Origin of the sequence: Dietzia sp. 2505 (assembly GCF_040546785.1) — a bacterium.
Taxonomy (GTDB): Bacteria; Actinomycetota; Actinomycetes; order Mycobacteriales; family Mycobacteriaceae; genus Dietzia.
Genome location: NZ_JBEPON010000001.1, coordinates 340467 through 351398 on the forward strand (window position 1 = coordinate 340467; position 10932 = coordinate 351398).

At 67.4% G+C, this 10932-nt stretch carries 10 protein-coding genes; 6 read left to right on the forward strand and 4 right to left on the reverse strand.

Annotation, left to right across the window (positions count from 1 at the left end; translation table 11 throughout):
* Positions 1-156 precede the first annotated feature (156 nt).
* The 6 genes from ABIE38_RS01505 (at position 157) to ABIE38_RS01530 (ending at position 5839) form a co-directional block, all read left to right on the forward strand.
* On the forward strand, positions 157-651 hold the full coding sequence (locus ABIE38_RS01505) for a nuclear transport factor 2 family protein (RefSeq protein WP_354053683.1): 495 nt from the start codon (positions 157-159) through the stop codon (positions 649-651).
* Positions 644-1876 carry a cytochrome P450 gene (locus ABIE38_RS01510; protein ID WP_354053684.1) on the forward strand — a complete coding sequence of 411 codons (1233 nt, stop codon included), beginning with the start codon at positions 644-646 and terminating at the stop codon, positions 1874-1876. The genes ABIE38_RS01505 and ABIE38_RS01510 overlap by 8 nt, the downstream gene beginning before the upstream one ends.
* Positions 1873-2901, forward strand: a complete 1029-nt coding sequence (locus ABIE38_RS01515) for an NADP-dependent oxidoreductase (RefSeq protein WP_354053685.1) — start codon at positions 1873-1875, stop codon at positions 2899-2901. The genes ABIE38_RS01510 and ABIE38_RS01515 overlap by 4 nt, the downstream gene beginning before the upstream one ends.
* 4 nt (positions 2902-2905) lie before the next feature.
* Positions 2906-4141: an acyl-CoA dehydrogenase family protein gene (locus ABIE38_RS01520; protein ID WP_354053686.1), complete on the forward strand. Its 1236-nt coding sequence runs from the start codon at positions 2906-2908 to the stop codon at positions 4139-4141.
* A gap of 22 nt (positions 4142-4163) precedes the next feature.
* Positions 4164-4946 carry an SDR family NAD(P)-dependent oxidoreductase gene (locus ABIE38_RS01525; RefSeq protein ID WP_354053687.1) on the forward strand — a complete coding sequence of 261 codons (783 nt, stop codon included), beginning with the start codon at positions 4164-4166 and terminating at the stop codon, positions 4944-4946.
* A gap of 110 nt (positions 4947-5056) precedes the next feature.
* The gene (locus ABIE38_RS01530) at positions 5057-5839 is read left to right on the forward strand and encodes an SDR family NAD(P)-dependent oxidoreductase (RefSeq protein WP_354053688.1); all 783 of its coding nucleotides are present in this window, start codon (positions 5057-5059) and stop codon (positions 5837-5839) included.
* 128 nt (positions 5840-5967) lie between these two features.
* On the opposite strand, the gene ABIE38_RS01535 is transcribed toward ABIE38_RS01530, so the two are convergent.
* The 4 genes from ABIE38_RS01535 to ABIE38_RS01550 all read right to left on the reverse strand — a co-directional run bounded on the left by ABIE38_RS01535 (position 5968) and on the right by ABIE38_RS01550 (position 10785).
* Complete coding sequence (locus tag ABIE38_RS01535) at positions 5968-7062, reverse strand: ABC transporter permease (protein WP_354053689.1); 1095 nt, start codon at positions 7060-7062, stop codon at positions 5968-5970.
* Positions 7059-8567 (reverse strand): sugar ABC transporter ATP-binding protein, encoded by a 1509-nt coding sequence (locus ABIE38_RS01540; RefSeq protein WP_354053690.1) that lies wholly within the window; start codon positions 8565-8567, stop codon positions 7059-7061. Before ABIE38_RS01540 ends, ABIE38_RS01535 begins: the two co-directional genes overlap by 4 nt.
* 2 nt (positions 8568-8569) lie before the next feature.
* Positions 8570-9709, reverse strand: a complete 1140-nt coding sequence (locus tag ABIE38_RS01545; RefSeq protein ID WP_354053691.1) for a sugar ABC transporter substrate-binding protein — start codon at positions 9707-9709, stop codon at positions 8570-8572.
* A 233-nt stretch (positions 9710-9942) separates the two neighbouring features.
* Positions 9943-10785: a FadR/GntR family transcriptional regulator gene (locus ABIE38_RS01550; RefSeq protein ID WP_354053692.1), complete on the reverse strand. Its 843-nt coding sequence runs from the start codon at positions 10783-10785 to the stop codon at positions 9943-9945.
* Between the last annotated feature and the right edge of the window lie 147 nt (positions 10786-10932).

Here is a 10932-nt window from a genome sequence, read left to right on the forward strand (position 1 = left end):
CGGTCCGTAAACCTCATGAGGAAAATTCCTCAGGAGGATTGACTTTCGGCCTTCGCGCCGGTGTAATCGGGATCACGTCATTGTGACTGGCGTCTCACGACCCCGGTAGGCGGTCCGGACGCCGTCTTCGGCCCGAGCCCGATGAAAGGCATCAGCATGAACGAGGCGACACCCGACCAGGCCCTGAGCCGGGCGGTACAGACCCAGCGGGCCCGTGAGGTGCTCGGCAGGTACGCCATTGCCTGCGACGAGAGCGACGAAGGCGCACTCGCGGCGCTGTTCCACCCCGAGGCGACCGCGGTGTACGACAAGGACGCCGATCTGACGGGCAACACCGAGATCGCCGCCTGGGTCATCAGCGCGACAGCACACCTCGTATGGCAGCAGCACGCACTCGGCGTCATGACCGTGGACCTCGACGTCGACGGCGCGCACGCCAAGGTCGTCGCGTACCTGACGTCGCACCAGGTCGCCTCCGAGACGCCCGACACCGCCATGATGATGAACAGCCGGTACGACGCCGATCTCGAACTCGTCTCCGGCGCCTGGCTCATCCGGCGCCTGCATCTGATCGTCGGCACGGTTGAACACCGAGCGATCCAGCTCGGCACGTTGGTGCCGACCGCGGCCAAGGAGACGCAGCATGCCTGACACGCCACTCATCGAGGTCCTCGAGGGACAGCAGAAGGGTGGATGCCCTGTCGTCAACTTCGACTTCAACCAGCCTCTGCCGATCCACTCGTACCACGAGGAACTGGACCGCATCCGCGCCCTCTCGCCAATAGTATGGAACACCTACGGTGGTGGGTTCTGGATGCTGCTCAACGACGAGACCGTCCGTGACGCCTTCCACGCCCACGAGGTCTTCAGCAGCGAGGCGACCATCCCGACGGTCCCGGAACCCGACTGGCACTGGATCCCCACGATGGAGAACCCGCCCAAGCACAAGCTGTACCGTCGCGTGCTCAACGCGCCGTTCTCTCCGCGCGCGATCCGCGACCGGGAGGACCGGATCCGCGAGCACGCGATCGACTTCATCGAGCCGCTCGTGGCGCAGGGTCGGGTGAACTTCGTCGACGCCTTCGCCAAGGAGTACCCGACCAAGGTCTTCCTCGAGATCCTGGGTCTCCCGCACGAGGACTCCGCCAAGTTCGTCCCGTGGGTCGAGACGGTGTTCGGCGGCCTCGGCGCGGAGGACGGTGACGCGACCACGGCGATGGCCGACGCCCAGGCGGGTATCCGCAACTACTTCGTCGACCTGCTGGCCGATCGCCGGGAGAACCCGCGCGACGACGACTTCTTCACCGACCTCTCGCGGGCGCGCATCGGCACCGAGCAGATCACCGATGAGGAGTTCCTTAACATCTGCGGTGTCCTCGTGCTCGCCGGGCTCGACACGGTAAAGAGCCAGCTCGGCTACATGATGCTTCACCTCGCCGAGAATCCCGAGGACCGCCAGCGCATCATCGACGAGCCGGAACTCATCCCGGTCGCCGTCGAGGAGATGGTCCGCGTCTACTCGATCGTCATGGACGGTCGCAAGATCGTCCAGGACACCGAGTTCCACGGCTGCCCGATGAAGGCCGGCGACATGGCCATGTTGACGGTGCCGTCGGCGACACGCGACGAGACGAAGTACGCCGACCCGGGGAAGGTCGACTTCAACCGCACCGACGCGACGGGGCACCTCGCCTTCGCCGCCGGCCCGCACAAGTGCCTCGGTACCCACCTGGCCCGCCGGGAGATGAACATCGCGCTGGAGGAGTGGCACAAGCGGATTCCGCATTACCGGGCCGTCGACGTCGACGAGCTCCGCGAGACGGGGCCGCAGCTCGGACTCGAGGATCTCTGGCTCGAGTGGGACGTCACCGGATGACGTCGGTCCGCAGCCGCGAGGTTCACCTGGCCAGGCGTCCCGAGGGTGGAGCCCCGCACCCGGACGACGTGACGATCGAGACCGTCGACGTCGAGGCCGGCGCCGGGCAGGTGCTCGTCCGCAACACCGTCATGTCGGTCGAGCCGTACATGCGTGGACGCATGTCCGAGGGCACGACCTACGTCGATCCGTACGAGATCGGTGCCCCCATGGACGGGCACGCCACGGGCGTTGTCGAGTGGTCGGACGTCCCGGACGTCCCCGTCGGATCCGTTGTGGTCCACCAACTAGGGTGGCGCGAGTACGCCGCCCTCGACCCGGGCGATCTCGAGGTCGTCGACGTCGATGGGCTGAAACCCACCGATCACCTCGGGGCGCTGGGTCAGACCGGTCTGACGGCGTGGGTCGGCGTGAACGTGATCGCCCGGGCCCAGCCGGGGGACACGGTCTTCGTGTCCTCGGCGGCCGGCGGCGTCGGCGCGATCGCCGGCCAGCTCGCCAAGGTCAAGGGGTGCACGACGATCGGCAGCTGCGGATCTCCGGACAAGGTCGCAGCCGTCGTGAAGGACTTCGGGTTCGACGCGGCGTTCGACTACCACGACGGGCGGATCCGAGACCTCTTGCGGGCCGCCCTCGAGCAGGTCGCCAGGCCCGGGCTGGACGTCTACTTCGACAACGTCGGCGCCGAGCACCTCGAGGCCGCGATCCGCGAGATGAACGAGCGGGGACGCATCGCCCTGTGTGGCGCGATCGCGGTCTACAACGCCACCGAACCGGTCCCCGGCCCGCGCAACCTGCTGCTCATGATCTGGCGCCGGTTGCAGATGGAGGGTTTCATCGTCGGCGACCATGATGATGTCCGGCCGCAGTTCCTCGCCGAGATGACCGACCTGGTTCGACGCGGCCAGGTGACCAGTCCCGAGACGTACGTCGGACACGGAATAGAGGAGGCCTTCTCGGGCTTTCTGACCCTGCTCGAGGGCCGTGCCGTCATCGGCAAGGCGCTCGTGAGCCTGGGGGACTGAGCCGATGAGCGACACGATCTCGACCGAGACCGTCGAGCAGTTCTCGGTCCGCGTGGCGGCGTGGTTCGCCGGTCAGGGTATCGCCCGCAAAGGGCTCGACCAGGACCCGACCGAGCACAGCAAGGCGGTCTTCCACAACCTCTCGTTCGACGACGAGCTGGCGCTGCTGCGCCAGCTCACCGACTGGATACGCACCCGCTACGACGCGGGCCTCGGGGCCGTGGCCTGGCCCGAGTCGTTCGGCGGTGCCGGTCTGACCCACGCGCACGAGGCTGCGCTCATGCGGATCGAGGGCGACCACGACGTCCCGAGCCCGCACGAGCTGGTATCGGTGACCCGACACCTGATCGCTCCCACCCTGAAGGTCTACGACCGCACGCCGCAGCTGCGCGAGCTCATCACGCCGATGCTCCGAGGCGACCTACTGGCGTGCCAGCTCTTCTCCGAACCCGGCGCCGGGAGCGACCTGGCGAGCCTGGCGACCCGCGCCCGCCGCGACGGCGACGACTGGGTCATCACGGGCCAGAAGGTATGGACCTCGGGCGCGCAGTTCGCCCAGTGGGGTGAGCTCCTCGCCCGGACGGACCCGGACGTCCCCAAGCACCGCGGTATCACTGCGTTCATGGTGCCGCTCGACGCCGACGGTATCGAGGTCCGACCGCTGCGGCAGATGTCGGGCGGGTCCAGCTTCAACGAGGTCTTCCTGACCTCGGTGCGCGTCCCGGACGCCTACCGCATCGGCGAGGTCGGCGAGGGATGGAAGGTCGCGCTGACGACCCTCGGGTTCGAGCGCGATTCCAGCGGTGACAACACCGACGTCGGCGGCACCATCGATCAGGCCATCGAGCTCGCCCGTACCACGGCTTCCCTCGAGGACCCCGTCCTGCGCCACCAGTTGGCCGACCTCGTGATCACGCACCGTCTAGCGGAGATCGCCACGGCGCGTGACGCGGCCACTCCCGACACGACCGGCGTGGGCGGCTCGATCCGCAAGCTCCAGTGGACCCAGCGGCTCACGCAGATGTCGGAGTTCGTGGCCGCGGTCCTGGAGGGCGATCTCGTGGTCGACGACGGCTCGGGTTCGTTCGACTGGACCGAGCACGTGCTCGGCGCACCGGGCTACCGGATCGCCGGTGGGAGTGACGAGGTGCAACGTTCCCTCATCGCCGAGCGGTACCTCGGCCTGCCCGCTGAACCACGGGGCGACAAGACGACGCCATGGCGGGACATCCCCCGTTGACCAACGACACGAAGGACATCTGATGGGAACTCTGGACGGCAAGGTTGCACTGGTCACCGCCGGGACACGCGGCATCGGTCGCGGGATCGCGGAGGCGCTACTGGCTGAGGGGGCCTCGGTCGTGATGACCGGGCGCTCGGCCGACAAGGGTGCCAATGCGCTGGCGGAGATCGGGTTGCCGGATCGCACCGCATTCCTCACCGGTGACGCGCGTGAGCGGGACGAGGTGGCCGGATGGGTGTCCGGCGCGGTCGAGGCGTTCGGTCGGCTCGACATCCTGGTCAACAACGCCGGCGGCAGCGACGGTTTCGCGCCGGTGCACGAGTTGTCGGACGAGGCGTGGGACAACGCGTTCACGTTCATCGTGGACTCGGCGTTCTGGGCCACGCGGGCCGCGTTGCCGGTCATGCTCGGCAACGGCGGCGGGCGGGTCATCAACGTCTCCTCGGTCGAGGGCAAGATGGGCAACAAGGCGGCGGTGTCGCATTACATCTCGGCCAAGCACGCGATGAACGGCTTCACGAAGGCCGTGGCGTTCGAGTACGGGCAGCAGGGGATCACGTCCAACGCGATCTGTCCCGGAGCCATCGAGACGGACCTCATGATCGAGGTGGGTCCGTCGTTCGCCGCCGAGACCGGCGTGACCTACGAGGAGTACAAGGCCGAGTACGCCAAGGATTCAGCGATAGGGCGGCTGAACACGGTCGAGGAGGTCGGCGCGATGGCCGTGTTGTTGGCCGGTCCCGCCGGCGCCGGCATCACCGGCGCGCTGCTCAACGTCGACGGCGGCACGTCGCCCTTCTGACCGTGTCGTGCTGACCGGCTGGCGTTGATCGAGCACTGTCAGGACCTCTCGTGCGCCGCACCTCGTGCGGCGCACGAGTCATTTCATCATCGGATCGAAAAGGACATCTGATGGGAACTCTGGACGGCAAGGTTGCACTGGTCACCGCCGGGACGGGCGGCATCGGTCGCGGGATCGCGGAGGCGCTGCTGGCTGAGGGGGCCTCGGTCGTGATGACCGGGCGCTCGGCCGACAAGGGTGCCAATGCGCTGGCGGAGATCGGGTTGCCGGATCGCACCGCATTCCTCACCGGTGACGCGCGTGAGCGGGACGAGGTGGCCGGATGGGTGTCCGGCGCGGTCGAGGCGTTCGGTCGGCTCGACATCCTGGTCAACAACGCCGGCGGCAGCGACGGTTTCGCGCCGGTGCACGAGTTGTCGGACGAGGCGTGGGACAACGCGTTCACGTTCATCGTGGACTCGGCGTTCTGGGCCACGCGGGCCGCGTTGCCGGTCATGCTCGGCAACGGCGGCGGGCGGGTCATCAACGTCTCCTCGGTCGAGGGCAAGATGGGCAACAAGGCGGCGGTGTCGCATTACATCTCGGCCAAGCACGCGATGAACGGCTTCACGAAGGCCGTGGCGTTCGAGTACGGGCAGCAGGGGATCACGTCCAACGCGATCTGTCCCGGAGCTGTGGAGACCGAGCGCACCAAGGAGATCGGACCGGCCTTCGCCGCCGAGAACGGTCTCACCTACGACGAGTTCCTGGCCGACTACGCCAAGGACGCTGCGACCGGCCGCCTGAACACGGTCGAGGAGGTCGGCGCGATGGCCGTGTTGTTGGCCGGTCCCGCCGGCGCCGGCATCACGGGGGCCCTGCTCAACGTCGACGGCGGCACGTCGCCGTACTGACCGGTGCCGTATCGACCGGTGCCGACGCTCCGACCCCTGGCGAAGGGCCACGGCGAGGGGGTGGGCCCACGGCGAAGGGGCAGAGCCGATGGCTCTGCCCCTTCGCCGTGTCGCCGACCGTCAGGTCGTCACCGAGGTGGTGGCGCGGCCTCGTCGGCGTCCTGTGCCTGGCCCGCCGCCGCCTCCCGTTGGAGCTGACGACTCCGTTTGGTCTGCCCGACCACGCGACTGGCGAGGGCGACCGCGATCAGCAGTGCGGCGCCCTGAAAGAGCGGTTGGATCCAGAACGTGCCGGGGCCGAAGGTGAGCTGCAGGCCCTTGACGCCGAAGGCCAAGGCGAAGTACGCGATGAGCGTGCCCCACACATTCGGTCGGCGCGCGAACTGTGAGGCGCCGAAGAAGACTGCGGCCAGGGCAGGGAAGAGCAGGCCGGGACCGACGCTCGAGTTGTATGTGCCGACCTTCATCGAGAAGACGATTCCGGCGAATCCGCCGATGACCGCCGAGGTGATGAGTGAACCGTAGGTCAGACGCTCCACGTTGAGTCCGGCCAGGCGGGCCGCCTCCGGGTTGCTGCCGACGGCGAACAACCGCCGGCCGACGGGCGTGTGCTCGAGGACGAACCACAGTGCGACGGCCAGGACCAGCAGGTACAGGGCGACGACCGGAACACCGAGGATCTGGGCGTTACCGAAGTTGAGCCACGTTGAGTTGAAGGCCCCTGTCAGCTGCCGATTGTCGGCCATGAAGAGCTGGAACGCCAGGAGCACCTGACTGACGCCGAGGGTGGCGATGAGTGATTGCACCCGGAATTTCACGATCACCACCGCGGAGCAGAACCCGATCAGCGCGCAGAACGCCAGGACGCCGATCGCGACAAGCCACAGGGAGAGACCTGGGTGGTTGATGCCGAACCAGTTCATGAGCACCAGTCCCGTGGCCATCGTGGCTCCGACCGAGAGGTCGTACACTCCCGCGGCCAGCGGCACCAGAAACGCCAGGGCGACGATCGCGGTGACCACGCCCTCGCTGAAGGTCAGGCGCCACGTGACCGACGAGAGGAACGTGTCGGGGCGGAGAATGCCGAACAGGATGGTGAAGCCGAGCCACAGGATGATCGCGCTGTAGCGGCCGAGCGTGACGCTCAGCGGAGTGGTGACGGCGCCGGACGCCGTCTTCAGGCTGGCCGACGGTGTGGCCGGCGAGCTGGAGATCGTTTTCATAGAGCAGCTCCTGCGACTTGCGCGTGATCGATGGAGGGAGCGTCGAGGTCGACGCCTCGACGGAGCTCGGCAACCACCCGTCCGCGGGACATGACGAGGACGCGATCGCACAGGCGTGCGAGCTCGTCGCTGTCGGTCGACGTGATGAGGACCGACATGGCGGCACTGGCGTGGTCGGCGATGATGCCGTGCACCTGCTCGCGGGCGCCGATGTCGATCCCGGCCGTGGGGTCGTCCAGCACCAGGAAAGCGGGATGCAGCCGGAGTGCTCGCGCCACCAGTACCTTCTGCTGGTTACCGCCTGACAGCGTCGTCATTGCGGCGTCCGGTCCTGCGGCCACGATGCCGAGGTCGTCGATCCAGCGTGCGGCCTCTGCGCGTTCCGACTTGTGATCAAGTCGTCCGGCCGTGGTGTGAGGGCTTAGATCGCTGATCGTCAGATTGGTCCCGACGCTCATCGTGCTGAACACGCCGAACCGCGCGCGTTCACCACAGATCCACGCCATGCCAGCAGCGATGGCGTCGATCGGGTCGTCGGGAGCCACCGCGGTGCCGTTGATCGTCACGGTGCCCGCGGACCGTGGCGTGCGGCCGATTATCAGGCCCGCCAACTCCTCGCGACCGGAGCCGGTGAGACCGGCCACGCCTACGATCTCCCCGGGCCTCAGGTCGGCACTGAAACTGAGCAGCGCTGTTCCTTCCAGGTCCGCGATCCTCACGTGCGGAGGCTCGTCGATCGAGGCCGCGCGGGGCCGGTCGACGTTCTTGACCAGGGAGGCGCCGATGATCAGGTCCGTCAGCTTGTCGTGATCGACCTCGCTGGTCGCCACGCAGGCCACCTTCACACCGTCGCGAAGGACGGTGATCGAGTCGGAGACGCCGAGGATCTCGTCGAGGTGGTGCGAGACGAGGATGACGGAGTTCCCGGCCGCCGTCAGGCCGCGAATGGTGCCGAACAGGGCCTCGACGTCCCGCGCCGGCAACGCGGCCGTCGGTTCGTCCAGGACGATGAGCGCCGGATCGTCGTTGTCAGGGAGGGCGCGAGCGATCGCTATGCGTGTGCGCTCGGCGATGCCGAACTCCGCGACCACGCGGTTGACGTCGATCGCGGGACCCGTGCGCGCGAGACAGTCCCGCGCGATCTGACGAGCCTTCCCCCAGTTGATCTTCACGCCGGCGGTCTTGGGGTAGGTGCGTCCCAGCATGATGTTCTCGGTGATACTCAGGTCGTTGACCAGACCCAGGTCCTGGTGGACGAAGCGCACGTTGAGCCGGTCGGCCGCGGCGGCCGAGCCGAGCTCGAGCTCACGGTCCAGGACCGTGGCGGTCGCACCCCGGTCGGGCGAGTGGTACCCGGCGAGAACCTTGATGAGGGTCGACTTGCCTGATCCGTTCTGACCCACCAGGGCGTGGACCTCACCCGCCTTCACGGTGAGGTCCACGCCGTGGAGCACCACGTGACCGGAGAACGTCTTCGAGAGTCCTCGGATGTCAAGGGCGTTCATGATCAGTTGAGACCCCAGAGGGTCTTGTACTGGTCCTTGAATCCGTCCGGTCCGGGCCAGCCGTCCTGCAGGTCGACGATCGCCTCGGCCTCTTCCGTGGTGTCGACGATGTAGATCGGAGGGACAGCGGCGGTGCGCTCCTGCTCCTTGTTCCAGTCGCCGGTGGCGTAGCGGGCCATCTGGTCGGCCAGCGTCCACATCGCGTTCTCCTGCGGGGTCGCGATCCACGCATCCGTCTCGCCGTTGATCAGCGACTGGATCTGCGCCTGCTGGGGCTGCACGCCGACGACCTTGACGTCGTCCAGGCCAGCGCTCAAGAGAGCCTGTCCGAGACCGGGTTCGAAGTTGCCGAAGGCCAGGTAGAGATAGTTGACGTCGGGGTTCGACTGGAGGAACGAGATGATCGCGTTGGTCGTACCGCCGCTGCTCAGGACGTCGAGTGAGATGTCGATGGGCTGGCTCGTGCAGGTGTCACAGAATTCTACGAGCGTCTCCTCGACGCCAGGGACGGCGTTGGACAGAGTCGGGAACTCCGGCACGTTGACCACGCCGATCGACGCGTCCGCGCCGCTGTCCTCGATGATCCACGAGGTCAGCACGCGGGAGTAGGTCTCGACAGCAGTCAGGTCGTAGCAGTTGGCGATCAGGTTGTTGTCATCGCCCTCGGGGATGTCGCTCGAGTAGCAGCTGAAGTACGGGATGCCCGCGTCGGCGGCGCTGTCGAAGGCATTCTGGAACGTCGCGATGTCGCTGCCGGTGCCGGCGATGTAGTCGACCCTCTGGTCGACGGCCTGCTGGACGGCCGAACCGAAGTCGGTGGCCGGCGCGTTGATACCGACGTAGTCCCACCCGAAGTTCTCGACCGCGTCCTGGAGGGCGTCGCCGAGGATCGAACACGTCGGGTCCGCGCAGACGATGAAGGCCACGGTCTTCTTCTCGGGGACGGCGCTGAGCGGCTCGGTCTGCTTGATCTCGGTCGGAGCGTCCTGGTACTGGGCCACGAGGTCGGTGACCTCCTGCGAGACCTCGCCACCACCGGAGCGCCCACCGTCGTCCGGCGAGCTGCAGGCGGTGAGGGAGAGCGAGCCGATGGCTGCTCCCGCGATGAGCAGGCCGAGCCTGCGGTGCCACACGGAATTCATGGTTCCTCCATCGGGGGTGTGTCCGTCCACCGCGGCCCCGAGGTGAGGGACCACACCGTTCGATGTGACGTGGGACACGTGAATGTGTGGGACCACTACAGCGCATGAGGGGTCTCCGCGTCAAGAGAACATCATGATCAATTTCAGAATTCATGATGAGCAATGACAATGCAGGGCCTCCACGAGGGCGATGTGCCCCTCCGTAGGGACGAGCGGTCGGCGACGAGGTCGGCTCAGAGGCGCCAGTCGATGCGGCGTTCGCCGGCCTCCGGATCGCGCTCGAGGTAGGTGCTCGTGACCTCGAGGATGTGTCCGGTCATGAGCTTGTGGGCCTTGGACGGGCGCCCGTCGAGGATGGCCTGGGCGACGTCGGCGTGCGAGTGCGACAGCATCTCCCGCTCGGCCACAGGATCGACCGTCTGCAGCACCTGCTCGGCGACGATGTGCGTGACGGCCTGCGTGACCAGCGTCAGTACGCGGTTGCCGGAGAGGCCGGCGATCAAGGCGTGGAAGTTGTTGAAGTCGTCGAAGAGCTCGACCTCGACGTGCGACTCGGTGTCGTACTGCAGGAAGGGGGCGAACATCTCGCGCTTGGTCTTGCTCGACGGCAACCGCGCCGCGCGCTCGGCCAAGGTGGGCTCGAGCGCCGCCCAGGTGTCGAGCAGCTCGGCGTACGTGGCGCCGCTGAGATGGAAGTACAGCGACGACGTGCGCGCGAGGTACCCGGAGTTGAGCGGAGCCACGAACGGGCCCCCGCCGGGCCCACGCTTGATGTCGACGATGCCCTGGATCTCGAGCAACCGCAGTGCCTCGCGCAGGGATTCGCGACTCACCCCGTACCGCTCGAGCATCTCCGGCTCCGTGGGCAGCTTGTCGCCGACGCGGACGCTCCCCTCGAGGATGTCGTCGACTATGCGCGAGGCCGTGACCTCTGCCGCCTTGGGTGCCCGTCGGCGCGGTCCCTGGGTGTCGGCCGCGCTGAATCCGCGAGGCGCGTAGACGATCGGCAAGCCGTGCGCTTCGCCGTCCCGTCCGCCGGTCGTCGAACCGCGGTCGTCGGGCGGGAGAGCACTCATGGGGCGTCCTTGCTCGGTGGGGCGTCAGCGGATCATGTTACTCCGGGCGCTCCGGGGGAGGGCGTGGCCACTCCGACAACTTCCTACGGAGGATTTCCCTGACCGCGGTCGGCCCGCAGCCGCGCACGTCGTCCGCGATCGAGTTGA